Origin of the sequence: Acidimangrovimonas sediminis, assembly GCF_002871005.1 — a bacterium.
Classification (GTDB): domain Bacteria; phylum Pseudomonadota; class Alphaproteobacteria; order Rhodobacterales; family Rhodobacteraceae; genus Acidimangrovimonas; species Acidimangrovimonas sediminis.
Genome location: NZ_PHSN01000004.1, coordinates 347,226 through 364,012, shown reverse-complemented (window position 1 = coordinate 364,012; position 16,787 = coordinate 347,226). Strand labels below are relative to the sequence as shown.

The 16,787-nt window shown below is 67.4% G+C and carries 16 protein-coding genes and 1 other RNA gene; 13 read left to right on the top strand and 4 right to left on the bottom strand.

What is annotated here, in order from left to right; all coding sequences use genetic code 11:
* The 3 genes from CVV76_RS03930 (at position 1) to hflX (ending at position 3,224) form a co-directional block, all read left to right on the top strand.
* Positions 1-1,509 (top strand): TrkH family potassium uptake protein, encoded by a 1,509-nt coding sequence (locus tag CVV76_RS03930; protein ID WP_102223308.1) that lies wholly within the window; start codon positions 1-3, stop codon positions 1,507-1,509.
* Between the two features lie 178 nt (positions 1,510-1,687).
* Positions 1,688-1,921, top strand: coding sequence for an RNA chaperone Hfq (hfq, locus tag CVV76_RS03925; RefSeq protein ID WP_102223307.1), 234 nt, complete (start codon positions 1,688-1,690; stop codon positions 1,919-1,921).
* 22 nt (positions 1,922-1,943) lie between these two features.
* On the top strand, positions 1,944-3,224 hold the full coding sequence (gene hflX, locus CVV76_RS03920) for a GTPase HflX (RefSeq protein WP_233192705.1): 1,281 nt from the start codon (positions 1,944-1,946) through the stop codon (positions 3,222-3,224).
* 195 nt (positions 3,225-3,419) lie between these two features.
* Here hflX and CVV76_RS03915 read toward each other — a convergent pair whose 3' ends face one another.
* Positions 3,420-4,118, bottom strand: coding sequence for a metal-dependent hydrolase (locus tag CVV76_RS03915; RefSeq protein WP_102223305.1), 699 nt, complete (start codon positions 4,116-4,118; stop codon positions 3,420-3,422).
* Positions 4,119-4,226: 108 nt separating this feature from the next.
* Here CVV76_RS03915 and CVV76_RS03910 point away from each other — a divergent pair, with 108 nt between their 5' ends.
* The 8 genes from CVV76_RS03910 to CVV76_RS03870 all read left to right on the top strand — a co-directional run bounded on the left by CVV76_RS03910 (position 4,227) and on the right by CVV76_RS03870 (position 10,371).
* The gene (locus tag CVV76_RS03910) at positions 4,227-4,886 is read left to right on the top strand and encodes a ceramidase domain-containing protein (protein ID WP_102223304.1); all 660 of its coding nucleotides are present in this window, start codon (positions 4,227-4,229) and stop codon (positions 4,884-4,886) included.
* Between the two features lie 30 nt (positions 4,887-4,916).
* A complete protein-coding gene (gene gatC / locus CVV76_RS03905) occupies positions 4,917-5,204 on the top strand; it encodes an Asp-tRNA(Asn)/Glu-tRNA(Gln) amidotransferase subunit GatC (protein ID WP_102223303.1) in 288 nt (95 codons plus the stop codon).
* On the top strand, positions 5,201-6,691 hold the full coding sequence (gene gatA / locus CVV76_RS03900; RefSeq protein ID WP_102223302.1) for an Asp-tRNA(Asn)/Glu-tRNA(Gln) amidotransferase subunit GatA: 1,491 nt from the start codon (positions 5,201-5,203) through the stop codon (positions 6,689-6,691). The genes gatC and gatA overlap by 4 nt, the downstream gene beginning before the upstream one ends.
* Entirely contained in the window at positions 6,682-7,380 is a 699-nt protein-coding gene (locus CVV76_RS03895) for an N-acetylmuramoyl-L-alanine amidase (protein WP_269844478.1), read from the top strand. Before gatA ends, CVV76_RS03895 begins: the two co-directional genes overlap by 10 nt.
* A gap of 52 nt (positions 7,381-7,432) precedes the next feature.
* Positions 7,433-8,161: a DUF533 domain-containing protein gene (locus CVV76_RS03890; protein WP_102223301.1), complete on the top strand. Its 729-nt coding sequence runs from the start codon at positions 7,433-7,435 to the stop codon at positions 8,159-8,161.
* 186 nt (positions 8,162-8,347) lie between these two features.
* Positions 8,348-8,748, top strand: an RNA gene (rnpB, locus tag CVV76_RS03885) — RNase P RNA component class A.
* A 243-nt stretch (positions 8,749-8,991) separates the two neighbouring features.
* Positions 8,992-9,159 (top strand): 50S ribosomal protein L33, encoded by a 168-nt coding sequence (gene rpmG, locus CVV76_RS03880; protein WP_102223300.1) that lies wholly within the window; start codon positions 8,992-8,994, stop codon positions 9,157-9,159.
* A gap of 723 nt (positions 9,160-9,882) precedes the next feature.
* Positions 9,883-10,371 (top strand): GNAT family N-acetyltransferase, encoded by a 489-nt coding sequence (locus tag CVV76_RS03870; protein WP_102223432.1) that lies wholly within the window; start codon positions 9,883-9,885, stop codon positions 10,369-10,371.
* A 98-nt stretch (positions 10,372-10,469) separates the two neighbouring features.
* On the opposite strand, the gene CVV76_RS03865 is transcribed toward CVV76_RS03870, so the two are convergent.
* Positions 10,470-11,342, bottom strand: a complete 873-nt coding sequence (locus tag CVV76_RS03865) for an NAD(P)-dependent oxidoreductase (protein WP_102223298.1) — start codon at positions 11,340-11,342, stop codon at positions 10,470-10,472.
* A gap of 76 nt (positions 11,343-11,418) precedes the next feature.
* Between CVV76_RS03865 and CVV76_RS03860 the strand changes: the two genes are divergently transcribed.
* Positions 11,419-13,887: a penicillin acylase family protein gene (locus CVV76_RS03860; protein WP_102223297.1), complete on the top strand. Its 2,469-nt coding sequence runs from the start codon at positions 11,419-11,421 to the stop codon at positions 13,885-13,887.
* A gap of 299 nt (positions 13,888-14,186) precedes the next feature.
* On the opposite strand, the gene CVV76_RS03855 is transcribed toward CVV76_RS03860, so the two are convergent.
* Positions 14,187-14,741, bottom strand: coding sequence for a lipid-binding SYLF domain-containing protein (locus tag CVV76_RS03855; protein ID WP_233192704.1), 555 nt, complete (start codon positions 14,739-14,741; stop codon positions 14,187-14,189).
* A 200-nt stretch (positions 14,742-14,941) separates the two neighbouring features.
* The gene (hemB, locus tag CVV76_RS03850; protein ID WP_102223295.1) at positions 14,942-15,961 is read right to left on the bottom strand and encodes a porphobilinogen synthase; all 1,020 of its coding nucleotides are present in this window, start codon (positions 15,959-15,961) and stop codon (positions 14,942-14,944) included.
* 122 nt (positions 15,962-16,083) lie between these two features.
* Here hemB and CVV76_RS03845 point away from each other — a divergent pair, with 122 nt between their 5' ends.
* Positions 16,084-16,611, top strand: coding sequence for a component of SufBCD complex (locus tag CVV76_RS03845; RefSeq protein ID WP_102223294.1), 528 nt, complete (start codon positions 16,084-16,086; stop codon positions 16,609-16,611).
* Positions 16,612-16,787 lie beyond the last annotated feature (176 nt).

The window sequence follows — 16,787 nt, the reverse complement described above, 5'->3', positions numbered from 1 at the left end:
ATGCGCCGGATCCTCGATCTGCCGCTCCTGGTGATCCTGATGGGGATCACGTCGGCGGCGATGTTCGTGCCGGCCTTCCACGGCTACATGCTGCGCGACTATTCCACCTCGCGCGCCTTCTTCTATTCCGCCGTGATGTTCATGATCCTCACGGCGGTGATCGGTATCGCCACCTCGAACTACCGGCCGCGGAACGCCGCGCGCAGCCACCTTTTCGCGCTGCTCGGCGCCTACCTCTTGCTGCCGGTGCTGATGGCCTTTCCGTTTTCCGAGGCCGTGCCAGATACCACCTTCGTCAACGCCTGGTTCGAAATGGTGTCGGATTTCACCACCACGGGCGCGACCGTCTACCAGCCGCAACGGCTGGCGCCGTCGATCCACCTGTGGCGCGGTCTCGTCGGCTGGGGCGGGGGGTTCTTCATCCTGCTGGCCGCGCTTGCCGTGCTGGCGCCGCTGAACCTCGGCGGGTTCGAGGTGATCTCGGGCGGCGCGGTGGGGCGTGGCGCGGGCGGGCAGATCACCCGCGTCGCCGACCCGTCCGAGCGGCTGGTGCGCTATGCGCTCGTGCTGTTCCCGGTCTATGGCGGCCTGACGCTGGTGCTGTGGATCGGCCTGCTGATCGCGGGGGATCACTCTCTTGTGGCGCTGATCCACGCGATGTCGACACTGGCGACCTCGGGCATCTCTCCGGTCGGCGGGATGGAGGGGGCGACCTCGGGCATCCCGGGCGAGATCCTGATCTTCATCTTCCTGTTCTTCGCGATCTCGCGCTATTCGCTGCCCGGGATCAGCCAGGTCGAGGGAAGGCGCAGCCTGTTCGCCGACCCCGAGTTCCGCATGGGCGTGACCGTGGTCGTCGTGGTCACCGCGCTGCTGTTCCTGCGCCACTGGACGGCGGTCTACGAGACGCGGACCCCCGACCACCTGCTGCAGGCGCTGCTGGCGCTCTGGGCCAGCGCCTTCACCGTGCTGTCCTTTCTGTCGACGACCGGGTTCCAGGCGATCGGCTGGGATGCGGCGCAGACCTGGTCGGGGCTGAACGCGCCGGGGCTGATCCTGGTGGGCCTTGCGCTGATGGGGGGCGGGGTGGCGACCACCGCGGGCGGGGTGAAGCTGCTCAGGATCTACGCGCTCTACAAGCATGGCCAGCGCGAGATGGAAAAGCTCGTGCACCCCAATTCGGTGGGCGGTTCCGGGGCGCTGGCCCGCCGCCTGCGGCGCGAGGGCGCCTATGTCGCGTGGATCTTCTTCATGCTCTACGGCCTGGCGGTGATCCTGGTGATGGCGCTCCTGACGCTCACGGGGATCGAATTCGAGCCCGCGCTGGTCTTTGCCGTCTCGGCGCTTTCCACCACCGGGCCGCTCGCCAGCGTCGCGACCGAAACGCCGCTCAGCTACGCCGCCCTCGGCGCCGACGCAAAGCTGATCCTTGCCGGCGCGATGATCCTTGGCCGGCTTGAAACACTCGCGATCATTGCACTTCTGGCCCCGGATTCGTGGCGCAACTGAGGCGGACGTCCCGGTTTTATCGGCGCTGGAAGGGAAGTTACCGCCCATAGGTCCGTAACGGACTGTTTTTTGGTCTGGAATCTCCGCGAATCCCACGACATACTCGGCCCGGCGAGACGACGCGACCACGCACAAGGGACGCCGGAGCAACACGCGCGAAAGAATAAAAGGCAAGAACATGGCCGCCGACAAACAAAATTTACAGGACGCCTTTCTCAATCACGTCCGCAAGAGCAAGATTCCCGTCACGATCTTCCTGATCAACGGCGTGAAGCTTCAGGGCGTGATCACCTGGTTCGACAATTTCTGCGTGCTGCTACGCCGCGATGGGCAGTCGCAGCTTGTGTACAAGCATGCGATCTCGACCATCATGCCGGGCCAGCCGATCAATCTCTACGACGGCGAAGATTGATCCTCCCGCACGGGACATCGACTTGACCCAGACCGAGACCCGCGCGCCCCACACCCGCGCCTATGTCCTTCATCCCGACATCACGTCGGAACGCCGGCGGCGCCCGGCGCAGCATTCGCTTGAGGAAGCGGTGTCGCTGGCGGCCGCGCTGCCCGAGCTGGAGCTTGCCGGCGCAGAAGTGGTGCGCCTTCCCAAGGTCGCGCCCGGCAAGCTGTTCGGTTCGGGCAAGGTCGAGGAGCTGCGCGAGCGCCTGGCCGCGGCCGAGGTCGACCTCGTCCTGGTCGACGGTCCGGTGACACCGGTGCAGCAGCGCAACCTTGAACGTGAGTGGAAGGTGAAGCTGCTCGACCGGACCGGCCTGATCCTCGAGATCTTTGCCGACCGGGCCCGGACCCGCGAGGGGGTGCTGCAGGTGGAACTTGCCGCGCTTTCCTACCAGCGCACCCGCCTCGTGCGCGCCTGGACCCACCTCGAACGCCAGCGTGGCGGCCTCGGCTTCGTCGGCGGCCCCGGCGAGACCCAGATCGAGGCCGACCGGCGGGCGATCGACGAACAGGTGACGCGGATCCGCCGCCAGCTCGGCAAAGTGGTCAAGACGCGCGAACTTCACCGCTCGGCCCGCCGCAAGGTGCCCTTTCCGATCGTCGCGCTGGTGGGCTACACGAACGCAGGAAAATCCACGCTTTTCAACCGCATGACCGGGGCCGAGGTGATGGCCAAGGACATGCTCTTCGCGACCCTCGACCCGACCATGCGCGGCGTGGTCATCCCCTCCGGGCGCAAGGTGATCCTGTCGGACACGGTGGGGTTCATCTCCGACCTGCCGACCCAGCTGGTCGCGGCCTTCCGCGCGACGCTGGAAGAGGTACTGGAGGCCGACCTGATCCTCCACGTCCGCGACATCTCGCATCCCGAGACCGAGGAACAGGCCGCCGACGTGGCCGACATCCTGCGCGCGCTCGGCGTGCGGCGCGACGTGCCGCAGATCGAGGTCTGGAACAAGATCGACCAGGTCGCGGGCCCCGCGCGCGAGGCGCTTGAGGTGCAGGCGGCCCGGACCGACGGCGTCAGGGTGATCTCGGCCCTGACCGGAGAGGGCGTGTCCGAGCTGCACGCCGATATCGAGACCGCGCTGGCCGAGGAACGGATCGAGCGTGTGGTGGATCTGCCCTTCGCCGACGGCCGCCGCCGCGCCTGGCTGCACGAGCAGGGCGTGGTGACGGCCGAGGAAGAGACGGAAGAGGGCTATCGCCTGAACGTGCGGTGGACGCCGCGTCAGGAAAAGGCGTTCCGAGAGCTCTGATATCGGGCGCCGCGGTGGGCACGCCCCCGCACCCGCCGCATCCGCGGGGGGGGCACACCCCCGCACCCCCGTGGAGTATTTTCGCCAAGATGAAATGAAGGCTTTTGCTCTTCATCTTGGTGCAAGTACTCCGGGGGGGCGGCGGCTGACCCCCGGCCGTGCGCCGGAAAGCGCAGGGCCGGGGGGGAAGCGCGCTCAGAGCTCGATCGTCTTCATCACTTCCGGCTCGATCACCTCGACGCCCGTCAGCTCCGACTTGAGGAGGTCAGCGTTCTGCTCCAGCATCGGGAAGGTTTTGTAGTGGCACGGAATGACCGTCTTGAAGTCGAAGAAGGTCTTGGCCGCGTAGGCCGCCCGCCGCATGTCCATGGTGAAGTGGCCGCCGGCGCAGAGGATGCCGATGTCGGGGTGGTGCAGGTCGTTGAAGATCTTCATGTCGGCCATCACGTCGGTGTCGCCCGAGAGGTAGATAGAATGCCCTTCGCCCTCGATGATGAAGCCGGATTCGTGGCCGGCGTAGATCGGCGGCTCACCGTCCTTGCCCGGGATCGAGGAAGAGTGCGTCGCGTTGACCATGGTCACCTTGACGCCGCCCAGGTCGACCGTGCCGCCCTTGTTCATGGCGATCACGTCGACGCCTTCCTTGGCGGCCCACCACGACATCAGGTCGGCGATGCCCACCATCTTGACGCCTTTCTCCTTCGCCACGGCCAGCGCGTCGGCCGAGTGGTCGCCGTGCCCATGGGTCACGAGGAGGTGCGTCACCCCCTCGATCGCCGCGTCGCGCTGGTCGGCGGGGAAGACCGGGCTACCGGTGAACCAGGGGTCGATCAGCAGGACCTGTCCGCCGATCTCGAGGCGAAAGCTGGCATGGCCGAGAAAGGTGAGTTTCATGGGGCGTCTCCTTTTTCTTGTGTCGGTGTTGTTTCCGGCAAGCGCTGCCCGCAACGTGGCGGCGCGCATGTGACGGGCTGAACCATAGGGCGGAGGCGCAAGAAGGAAATGGGCTGGACGACGCCAGTGGATAGCTATTGCGAGAGAACGGCGCCGGGGTTCTGGGCCGAACCTCTGAACGCGGTCACCAATCTTGCGTTTCTGGGGGTGGCGCTGTGGCTCTGGCCGCGGGTGCGGGGCGACGGCGCGTCACGGGCACTTTGTGTGATCCTCTTCGTGATCGGCCTGGGCTCGGGTCTTTTCCACACCGTGGCCGAGCGGTGGGCAGCGCTTGCCGATGTCGTGCCGATCCTTGCCTTCATCCTCGTCTACCTCTGGGCGGTGAATGCCCGGGTAATCGGCCTCGGGCGCCGGAGCGCGGTTGTGGCAGCCTTGCTTTTCCTGCCGCTCGCGGCGCTCATCGCCCGGGTCCTGGGGGCGATCGCGCCGGAGATCGGCTCTTCGGTGGGCTATGTGCCGGTGGTACTGGTGATCCTCGCCTACGCTGCGGCGCTGGCCCGGCGGGCGCCGCGCTTTGCCCGCGATCTTTGCATCGGGGCGGCGCTGCTTTCGGTCTCGATCGCGGCGCGGGCCGTGGACATGCCGCTTTGTCCACGGGTGCCGGAGGGGACGCATTTCCTGTGGCATCTGATCAACGCGGCGATGCTGGGCTGGATGATCGCCTCCTTCCGCCGCCAGATGCTTGCAGCCCTGCGCGCGCGGGGCTAAACGGGGCCGAACGCTAAAGGGGAGCTTCCCATGTCCATCGACATCGACACCGCGCGGCGGGTGGCCCACCTGGCCCGCATCCGGGTGCAGGAAGAGGACCTGCCGGCGCTGGCGGGCGAATTGTCCGGCATCCTGACCTTCATGGAACAGCTGAACGAGGTCGACGTCGATGGCGTCGAGCCGATGACCGGCGTCACGCCCATGCGCCTGAAGCGGCGCGAGGATGTCGTGACCGACGGCAACATGCAGGACAAGATCCTCAAGAACGCTCCCGATGCCCGCGAGGGCTTCTTTGCCGTGCCAAAGGTGGTCGAATGAGCGACGCATTGAACAAGATGACCATCGCCGGCGCGCGCGACGCGCTGCGCAAGGGCGAGGTGACCGCGGTTGACCTGACCATGTCGTGCATGACCGCGATGGATGCGGCGGGCGCGTTGAACGCCTTCGTCCACAAGACCCCCGACATCGCGCTGGAGCAGGCGCGGGCGGCGGATGCGCGGATCGCCTCGGGCGAGGCGCCGGCGATGTGCGGCATCCCGCTGGGGATCAAGGATCTCTTCTGCACCAAGGGCGTGCCCAGCCAGGCCGCAAGCGCGATCCTCAAAGGGTTCCGTCCAGAGTACGAATCGACCGTCACGTCGAAGCTTTTCGATGCCGGCGCCGTCATGCTGGGCAAGCTCAACATGGACGAATTCGCCATGGGCTCGTCGAACGAGACCTCGACCTACGGCAACGCGGTGAACCCGTGGCGGCGCGGCAATGACGAGACGCCGCTGACCCCCGGTGGTTCTTCCGGCGGTTCGGCGAGCGCCGTATCGGCGGACCTGTGTCTTGCCGCGACCGGCACCGACACCGGCGGCTCGATCCGCCAGCCCGCAGCCTTCACCGGCATCGTGGGGCTGAAGCCCACCTATGGGCGCTGCTCGCGCTGGGGGATCGTGGCCTTCGCCTCGTCCCTCGACCAGGCCGGGCCGATGACCAAGACGGTGCGTGACGCGGCGATCATGTTGGGCGCGATGTCGGGCGAGGACGCGAAGGATTCGACCTCGGCCCCCATTCCTGTGCCGGATTTCGAGGCCATGCTGACCGGCGACATCCGTGGCAAGACCATCGGCATTCCGCGCGAATACCGCATGGAGGGCATGCCTGAGGAGATCGAGGCGCTGTGGTCGCAGGGCGCCGAGATGCTGAAGGACGCGGGCGCCAGGATCGTCGACATCTCGCTGCCCCATACGAAATACGCGCTGCCCGCGTATTACGTGATCGCGCCGGCCGAGGCGTCTTCGAACCTCGCGCGCTACGACGGGGTGCGCTACGGCCATCGCGCGAAGCTCGCGCAGGGCGACGGCATCGTTGACATGTACGAGAAGACCCGGGCCGAGGGCTTCGGCCCCGAGGTCCAGCGCCGCGTGATGATCGGCACCTATGTGCTGTCGGCGGGCTTCTACGACGCCTATTACAACCGCGCCCGCAAGGTCCGCGCGCTGATCAAGCGCGACTTCGACGAGGTCTTCGCCGGTGGCGTCGACGCGATCCTGACGCCCGCCACCCCGTCGGCTGCCTTCGGCCTGGGCGAGATGAAGGATGCGGATCCGGTTCAGATGTACCTTAACGACGTGTTCACCGTGACGGTGAACCTGGCCGGTCTGCCGGGGATCTCGGTGCCGACGGGCATTGACCGTCAGGGCCTGCCGCTGGGGCTGCAGCTGATCGGCAAGCCCTGGGAAGAGGGTGAGCTGATGAACTTCGGCCAGGTGCTGGAAAGCGCCGCCGGCTTCGCGGAAAAGCCCGCGAAGTGGTGGTAAGCCGGGCCTCCGGCACTTCGGGGGGAGGGGGCTACCCCTCTCCCAACCACGGGCCGCGCAAGGATGGGCTTCTGCCCTCGCTGGTGGTCCTGCACTTCACCGACATGCCCAGCGCCGCCGAGGCGCGCGCCCGCCTCTGCGACCCCGAGGCCGCGGTCTCGGCCCATTGGCTTATCGCCGAGGACGGCACGACCGAGCAACTGGTCGACGAGGCGCGCCGCGCCTGGCACGCGGGGGCGGGAGAGTGGCGCGGGCAGAGCGACATCAACTCCCGCTCCATCGGTATCGAGCTTGCCAACCCCGGCAACCGTCCCTATCCGGAGCCGCAGATGGCGGCGCTTGAAGGTCTGTTGCGCGCGATCATGTCCCGTTGGGACATTCCGCCCGAGGGCGTGATCGCGCATTCCGACATGGCCCCGGGGCGCAAGGTCGACCCCGGCGCGCGGTTCGACTGGCGCCGGCTTGCACTTCAGGGGCTCTCCGTCTGGCCCGAGGTCGGGACGGGGGCGGAACAAGGCGATCCCGCGGCGTTCCTGTCGCACGCCCGGGCCTTCGGCTACCCGGAGGCGGCACCCGCCAAGATCCTCCATTCCTTCCGCCTTCGCTTTCGCCCCTGGGGACAGGGCGAGGTCGGCGCGGAAGATGCGGGCTTGGCGGAAGGGCTCGCCCGGCGTTACGGTTCTTCATGATCCCGTCGCGCAGGACGCCGACAGTGGATCGGAGGTCGACAGGAGGGATATCATGAGCTTCGTCAAGACACTGGCCACGCTGGCCGTGGGGTTTGCCGCCGCCAAGGGCGTCGAGAAGTACAATCAGATGGGCGGCATGGCGGGCCTGCAGAACATGATGGCCGGGATGTCCGGAAACGCGGGCGGCACCGGCGGCTTCGGCGGGTTCGAGCAGATGGCCGAGAAGATGTTCCCCGGCGGCGCGGCCGCGATGCAGAACATGATGGCGCAGATGCAGGGCGCTGCCTCCACTTTCCCGGGCGCGAATGCTTCGGGCGCCGCGCAGGCGGGGATGGGCGGTCTGTTCTCGGCGCTGACGGCGGGCTCGACCGCCGGGGCGGGCGCGATGGCCGGCCTCTTCGATTCGCTGGCCAAGGGCACGCCGGTCGCCCCGGTGGCCGAGGACCACGCCAAGCTGATGATCAAGACGATGATCCAGGCCGCCAAGTGCGACGGAGAGATCGACGCCGACGAGCAGGCGAAGATCATGGAGCATCTCAAGGACGCGGGCCCCGAGGAGGTGGCCTTCGTCAAGGAGCAGCTCGCCGCGCCGCTCGACATCCAGGGGCTGGCCTCCGAGGCCGATGCGACGGTCAAGACGCAGGTCTACGGCGCAGCCCTCATGGCGATCCGCGTGGACAGCCAGGCGGAAAGTGACTTCCTGTCGAACCTCGCCAACGCCCTGGGGCTCGACGAGGCCCAGGTGGCGCAGATCCACGCCGCCATGGGCGTGACCGCCTGAACCACCCCTCCCGTACCACCCGGGAACCGGGTCGCGCGCCCCGCTCGGGCCGCGCCCCGGCCTCCCCCTTTCATTGTTCCCCAAATACGCAAATTCCCTCGCAAGCCGCAGCTCCGCCGCCACCGGCGCGTGCCGCCGCCAAACCCCGCTTGACCGCGGTCCCTGCCGCGCCTAGATGGGCAGCGCGCGGATGGCCGGACGGCCGCGGTGCCCGTCACGGGTGTCGAGGAAAGTCCGGACTCCATGAGACAACGGTGCCGGGTAACGCCCGGCCGGGGCAACCCGAGGGAAAGCGCCACAGAGAACAGACCGCCCGGCATGTCCGGGTAAGGGTGAAACGGTGGGGTAAGAGCCCACCGCGGGCCTGGCAACAGGACCGGCACGGCAAGCCCCACCGGGAGCAATGCCGAATAGGGGCCCCACGCGGCAAGATCCCCGACCTAGGGGAAATCTCCGCAGGGACGTCTCAGCCCGGGGCCCGGGTTGGCAGCTAGAGCCTGTCGGTAACGGCAGGCGCAGAGGAATGGCCGTCCACGGGGGTCTTCGGACCCCCCGGACAGGATCCGGCTTACAGGCCGTCCGCGCGTTTTCGATCATGGCCCCGCCGCGCCGCGTTGTGGGCGCCCTCGTCGGGCGGCTTTCGCCGTCTCCTCGTCGCCGAAACGCCGTTGCCGAAGCCCCCTTGCGCCGCGGCGGACGATCCTTCCAGGAATTGGCGAATGACGCCGCATTGGTGGTTGACTCTGGCCCGCTCCCGGTTAAAAGGCGGGCTTCAAGGAATTCACGGGCCCGCGCCACGGAAGGCACCCGCCCGCGCTAGGAGAAAGAAAATGGCGAAGCCGACGACGATCAAGATCCGTCTGAACTCGACGGCGGGCACCGGGCACTTCTACGTGACCAAGAAGAATGCCCGCACCATGACCGAGAAGATGTCGGTCAACAAGTACGACCCGGTGGCGCGCAAGCACGTCGAGTACAAGGAAGGCAAGATCAAGTAAGATCTTCCCGGAAGTCGCGGGGCCGGTTACGATCGGCGACCCGCGCCTCCAGCCCGAGGGCCGCGCCATTGCGCGGCCTTTTGCGTTGTGGGAGGCGTGCTTTCGGTCGGGCGTCATAATGCTGGCTATGCCCCGGGACCGCACCGCTATCGTGCACTCGGCTGGCCTTAGGAAGCGCATAACGCGCATGCAGACGGCCCAGTCACGGCAGGTTCCCGAGCGTCACGGTCCCGCGAAGATGCAAGCTGCGAAGATGCAAGTCACGACCATGGCGATCTCCGGCATCGAGGCTGCAGCGCAGGCATGGGCCACACAGAGCCGTGTCGCACATCCATTGGGTCCCTCCGGCGTCCCGTCTTGCCTTGCCCGTGGGGCGGTGAGCGGATGTCGCTTGGCGGAAACGGGCTCTGGTCGGGGCGAGAACGTCGATCTCCGTGCCCGTCTCGGCGTCCACGTCGCGCGCCGCGCAACGCGCCGGTGCGATCCATGCCGCGCGGATCACCGTCCCCGGCCGGCGGCGCCGGGGGCGGGCAGGGCGCGGCACCACGACGCCGGAGTCGCCAGCTGCGGCGAGACCGGCCTTCTCCCGACCCGAGGCGCTGAGGTCGCAACATCGCCGCCAGGGCGCAGTGGCGGCCGATGTCCCGCCGCTATGCGCGGTCTGGTCCGTTGCGCCGTCTCGGCCTTTCCCTTTCCGGGCGGTGCGCTAGCTCAAGCGTCATGATGACGCCCGCGATCCGCACCGCCTCGCGCGCCGACCTCACCGCGATCGACGCGCTTCTCTCCCGCAGCTACGGCCGCCAGCTTGCCATGGCCTATCCCCCGTCGCTCGTGGTAATGGCTGTGCCGATCCTGTCGCGCGCGCAGCCCCGGCTGATCGGGTCGGGCACCTATTACGTCGCCGAGGAAGCAGGAATGATCGTCGGTGCGGGCGGCTGGACCCGGGGCGTGTTTCCGGGCTTTGCGCATGTTCGCCACGTGGTCACCGACGCCGGGCGCGGGCGTTCGGGGATCGGTCGGGCGGTTCTGGAACATGGGTTCGCAACGGCGCGGGCGGCGGGGATGACCCGCCTTGCCTGCATGGCCACGCTGAACGCCGAAGGGTTCTATGCCCGGCTCGGATTTCGCAGCCTGGGCCGGATCTCGGTTCCGCTGGGGCCGGGAATCGACTTTCCCGCCGTGCGGATGGAAAAGCGCCTGGACCGGGACTGAACCATGCGCCGGCGCGCGGCCCGGAGGTCGCGCAAGCCGGGCGGGGACGGGGCTTTTCCGCCGACGGAATTCCCCCGCCGGCGCTTCGACGCCTGACCCTATCCGAAGGCCTTTAGGCGCTTGATCAGCGCCGAGGTGTCCCAGCGGCCGCCGCCCATGCTCTGGACGTCCTTGTAGAACTGGTCGACCAGCGCCGTCACCGGCAGTGGCGCGCCCAGTTCCTCGGCAGTGGCGAGGCAAATGGCGAGGTCCTTGCGCATCCAGTCGATGGCGAAGCCGTGGTCGAACTCGTCGTCGAGCATGGTCTCGTGGCGGTTCATCATCTGCCACGATCCGGCGGCGCCCTGGCTGATCACCTCGACCACCGCGCGGCCGTCGAGGCCGGCCTTCTCGCCGAAGGCCAGCGCCTCGGAAAGCGCCTGGACGAGGCCCGCGATGCAGATCTGGTTCATCATCTTGGCGGTCTGGCCGGCGCCGGTGTCGCCGATCCGGCGGCAGACCTTGGCGTAGGCGTCGATCACCGGCTCGGCCAGCGCGTAGGTGGCCGTGTCGCCGCCGCACATCACCGAGAGCACGCCGTTTTCGGCCCCCGCCTGGCCGCCGGAAACCGGCGCGTCCACATAGCCGAAGCCCGCCTTGGTCGCGGTCTCGGCAAGTTCCCGCGTGACCTTGGCCGACACGGTGGTGTGATCCACGAAGATCGCACCTTCCTTCATGCCGGAAAACGCGCCGTCGGGGCCGGTGCAGACGTCGCGCAGATCATCGTCGTTGCCCACGCAGGCCATCACGAAATCGGCCCCCGCCGCCGCTTCAGCCGGGGTTTTCCCCAGTTTTCCGCCATGTTGGGCCACCCATTTCTCGGCCTTGGCGGTGGTGCGGTTGTAGACCGTGACCTCGTGTCCGGCGGTCCCGAGGTGTCCGGCCATCGGGTATCCCATGACACCCAGACCCAAAAATGCCACATGCGCCATGACTTCCCCCTGCTGCTGCGATGGTTTAGGTTCGGACCCCTGATACCCTCTCCCCGCCGTCAGGAACAGGACTTACATGATCACAGCCTTTCGCTGGGCTCTGCGCATCTTCACCGGGTTGGTGGTTCTCGCGCTCCTCGCCGTCGGAATCGGCTATTGGTTCCTGTCGCGCTCCCTGCCTGACTACAACGCCTCTTACGACGTTCCCGGCATCGACCAGCCTGTCGAGATCGTGCGCAACTCGAACGACGTGCCGCACATCTTCGGCAAGGACGATGCCGACGTGTTCTACGCGCTGGGATTCGTCCATGCGCAGGACCGGCTGTGGCAGATGACACTCCTGCGGCGCACGGTGCAGGGCCGCCTGTCCGAGATCTTCGGTCAGAAGACCCTGAAGACCGACAGTCTGATGCGGCGGCTCGATCTCTACGGGCTGGCGGCCAAGAGCTTCGACGCGCAGAGCGACAAGACCAAGGCGGCGCTCAAGGCCTATGCCAAGGGGGTGAACGCCTATATCGACATCGTCAACCAGCAGGCGCTGGGGCGCGGGGCGCCGGAATTCTTCCTGTTCTCCAACAAGATCGCGACCTGGCAGCCGGCGGATTCGCTGGCGATCATGAAGCTGATGGCGCTGAAGATGACCGGCGCCATGCAGCGCGAGATTCTGCGCGCGCGGGCCTCCTTGGTGCTGTCGCCGGGGCAGGTCAAGGACCTGATGCCCGACGATCCGATGAAGCCGGTGGCGGCACTGCCCGATTACGCAAGCCTGTTCCCGACCGTGGGCAAGAGCTATGCCGCGGTGAAGTTCGGCACCGGGGCGATGTCGCCCGTGGGGCCGCCGGAATTCGCCGGAGCATCGAACGCCTGGGCCGCGGCGCCGAACCGTTCCGCCGCGGGCGGGTCGCTGCTGGCGAACGATCCGCACCTCGACTTCACCGCGCCGTCGCTATGGTACCTCGCGCGGTTGCAGTTGAAGGAGGGCGGGGTGATCGGCGCGACCATCCCGGGCGTGCCGCTGGTCGTTCTTGGGCGGTCCAAGGATCTGGGCTGGGGCCTGACCACGACCTATCTCGACGATCAGGATATCCATATCGAGAAGATCAACCCCGAGAACTCGCAGCAATACCTGACGCCGCAGGGCTGGAAGGATTTCCGCACCGAACGCTCTATCGTGCGGGTGAAGGGGCAGTCGCCGGTGACCCTTACCCTGCGCTGGACCGACAACGGCCCGGTGCTGCCGGGCAACGATTTCGACCTCGCGTCGATCACGCCGGCGGGGCACGTGACCTCGCTTTCCTGGACCGCGCTGACCGACAAGGACACCTCGATGACCGCGGGGCTGGACTTGATGGAGGCGCATTCGGTGCAGGCGGGCATTGAGGCGGGCAAGCTGTTCGTGGCGCCGGCGCAGAACCTGATGCTGGCCGACAAGCACGGGATCGCGATGCAGATGATCGGCTGGATCCCGAAGCGCGATCCGCAGAACGACACCCAGGGCCGGATGCCGACGCCGGGCTGGCTGCCGCGCGACCAGTGGGACGGCCATTTCCCCTATTCCGACAACCCGAGCTTCGTGAACCCCTCGACCGGCATCCTTGGCAACACCAACAACAAGATCGTCGACCGTCCGTTCCCGCTCAACGTCACCTTCCATTGGGGCGACACGCAGCGGATCCAGCGCTGGCTGAAGCTGATGAAGGACCGCGACGTCCAGACCCGCGAAAGCTTCATCGAGGCGCAGCTGGATACCGTCAGCTTCACCGCGCGATCGCTCCTGCCGCTGATCGCGCGCAACCTGTGGTACCAGGGCGAGGACGCGCCCGACGGCACGCCCGAGGCGATGCGCCAGCAGGCGCTGAAGATGCTGGCCGACTGGAACGGCGACATGAACGAGCACATGCCGGAGCCGCTGATCTATGCCGCCTGGATGTACATGCTGCAAAAGCGGCTGGTCTCGGATGAGCTCGGGCCGCTGGCGCAGGACTTCTCGCGCCCCAACCCGGTGTTCCTGGAACGGGTGTTCCGCAACACCGACGGCGCGGCCAAATGGTGCGACATCGTGCAGAGCGCGCAGAAGGAAAGCTGCACCGACATCGCGCGGATGTCCCTCGACGATGCGCTGCTGTGGCTCAAGCAGCATTACGGACCCAAGATCGAAAGCTGGCGCTGGGGCGATGCGCACCAGGCGGTGCAGGATCATTCCGTCCTCGGGACGACGCCGATCATCCGGTATTTCGTCAACCTGCGCCAATCGGTGAGCGGCGGCGACAACACGCTGGACCGCGGGCTGACCAAGGCCTCGGGGTCGGATCCGTTCCTTGACGTGCATGGACCAAGCTACCGCGGGGTCTACGATTTCGCCGATCCCGACAGCTCCGTCTTCATCATCTCGACCGGGGAAAGCGGCCAGCCGCTGTCGCGGCACTACGACGATCTGGGCGAGCTGTGGCGCCGGGGCGAATACATCCCGATGTCGCTCGATCCGGCGCTGGCGAAGGCGGGGGCGGTGGGGATCACGCATCTGAAGCCCGAGAAGGGGCAGTAGACGGGACGGTAGATGACTTCCGCCCCCGGCCCGGTACGGGGCCCGGTATGGGGCGAAGCCACAGGGCCAGCGCCGGCCCGTTCCGGCGGGATGGCGCTTTGTCACCTTTGTGCGACGCTCGGCCGTTGGAGGCGCCTGGCCGGGCCGGGATAAGGCGCCGCCGTACAAGCAGCGCACGCGCCCTCCCTCGGGCCGGCGCAGTTCCGGCTATCACCTTGCAAGCCGAACGCGCAGCCCTGAAACGCAAGACGCCCGCGCTCTGGCGAGCACGGGCGTCGCTGCCTGGGGGGCAGATGGCTTTACGGGATGATCCGGGTGTATTTCACCCCCGCGAGCGAGGCGCCCGCGATCAGTCCCGCCTGGCCGAAGACGAGCGCGACCACCGGGGTCTGCTCCGTCGTCGTGGAAATTCCCATCGATCCGCCCTGCGTCGGCACGGCATAGACCATGTCCGCGCTGGCGACCCAGCCGTTCGACGCGCGGAAATCCGCAAGCGCCCCGGGGGTCATGAAGAACAGGACGTGGGAATATTGCTGCGCCCCGATCTGGAATCCGATCGAGGCCTTGGTGGCGGTGTAGTAATCGACCGTCGCGCCGTTGATGCGCAGCGCGCCGCGGCCAAAGGCGCCGCCGACGCCAAAGCCCGCCTCGGTCATCAGCGGCATGTAGAGAACGCCCGCAGCCTTGTGCATGAGATCCTGAACGCCGGGATAATGCGAGATCAGGAAGGCCTTGGTCGCGTCAACGCGCGCGTCGATCGTCGGTGCGCCCGGGCTACCGACACCGTTGCCGCAGGCCGCAAGCCCCAGAAGCGAACCGGAAGCGGCCAGGAAACCGCGACGGGAAGTGATCATGTCTGCCTCATGCCTCATGAAGATGGCCCGTGGAGAGCCGATATCTGGGCCTTTTAACGGCCCTTGCCACCAATCATAGGGAAAACGTCCCGCCTTGTCACCTGTCGTGTGACATGTCGGCGGGGCCTCGCGCAGAATTGCGGCACCCGGGCGCGGCGTCCGCTTCGCGACGCCGGCTTCCGGTGCGGGAAGGGCCGGCTTCAGACGCCGCCCAGTAGACGCGCGGCCGCGGGGGCGAAGTAGGTCAGCACCCCGTCGCAGCCCGCCCGCTTGAACGCCAGCAGGCTTTCCATCATCGCCTTCTCGAGGTCGATCCAGCCGTTGTCGCCCGCCCCCCGGATCATCGCGTATTCGCCCGAGACCTGGTAGGCATAGGTCGGCACCCCGAAGGCGTCCTTCACCCGGCGGCACATGTCGAGATAGGGCATCCCCGGTTTGACCATCACCATATCCGCACCCTCGGACAGATCGCGCTCGACCAGCCGCAGCGCCTCGTCGGAATTGCCTGGGTTCATCTGGTAGGTCTTCTTGTCGCCGCCGGCCAGCGCCGCCGACGCCCCCACGGCATCGCGGAACGGGCCGTAGAAGGCGCTGGCATACTTGGCCGAATAGCTCAGGATCGTCACGTTGCGATGACCCGCCGCCTCCAGCGCGTCGCGCATCGCGCCGATCCGCCCGTCCATCATGTCCGACGGCCCGAGGATGTCGGCGCCCGCATCCGCCTGCGCGATCGCCATCTTCACCAGCGCCTCGACCGTCTCGTCGTTGACGATCTCGCCGCCGACGACATAGCCGTCGTGGCCGTTGATGTTGTAGGGGTCGAGCGCGATGTCGGTCATGATCGCCAGCTCGGGCACCGCGGCCTTGATCGCGCGGATCGCCCGGTTCGAGATGTTGTCCGGGCTCCAGGCCAGGGCGCAATCCTCGGTCCGCGCCTCCATCCCGGTATAGGGAAAGATGCAGATCGCCGGAATCCCGAGGCCTTGCGCCATCTTCGCCGCCTCGACCGCGCGGTCGACCGACAGACGGTTCACCCCGGGCATCGAGGGGATCGGTTCTTCCACGCCTTCGCCTTCACGCACGAAGATCGGCCAGATCAGGTCCTTGACCGACAGGCGGTTCTCCTGCGTCAGGTCGCGCAGGGCGGCACTGGCGCGGGTGCGGCGGAAACGGGTCGTGGGATACGGGGCCTGAGAGGATAGGCGGGGGGTGGGGCGCATCGGAGGCCTCCAGTCTGACATGCAACACACCGGGGATTTACATGGATCCGCCGGCACCTCAAGGGTAGGAATTGCCGCGCCCCGGGGCTAGTGTCTCGCGACATCCTAGCCAAGGCCCCGGCGTGCACCCGACTTTCCCATTTACCGAGCTGATCGATTTCCGGTCTTTTTCCAATCTTTGGTACTGGATCGCGCTTGCCGTGCTCTGGTCGACCTCCAGCCACTGGGTGCTTGGCGTGCCCTACGACATGATCATGCGTGCCAAGCGGCATGGGGGGCAGGCGCAGCGCGACCTCGAGACGATGGTGCGGATCAACGTCGCGCGCATCCTGCACATTGCCCGTGTGGCGGGGATCTGGCTGATCGGGGTGACGGCCTTCGCGCTGACCACGCTGGCGGTGCTGGGCTTCGGCTACCGGATCGAATTCGCGCAGGCGCTGTTGCTGCTGGCCGGGCCGATGGCGATCGTCGGCGCGCTGTCGATCCGCAACGCGGCCCGGATCGAGGCGGGAGAATCCGAGGGCGAGGCGCTGCAGCGCCGGCTGCACCGCCATCGCCTTGCGGTGCAGGCATTGGGGATCGTCGCGATCTTCGTGACCGCAATGTGGGGCATGTACCAGAACATCAGCCTGGGCGTTCTGATCCGCTGAACGGTATGCCGAGTGCCGAGTGCGCCCCGACGACGCTCCGACGGCGCCCCGATGGCGGCCCGGCTGCACGCGGATGACGCAGGCCCCGCGCGCCGAGCTGCCACGGTTGGCCGGCGGCCGATTGGCGCGGCGGGCCCGGCAAGGCGCCGATCCCCATTGACACCGGCTGAGGGGGC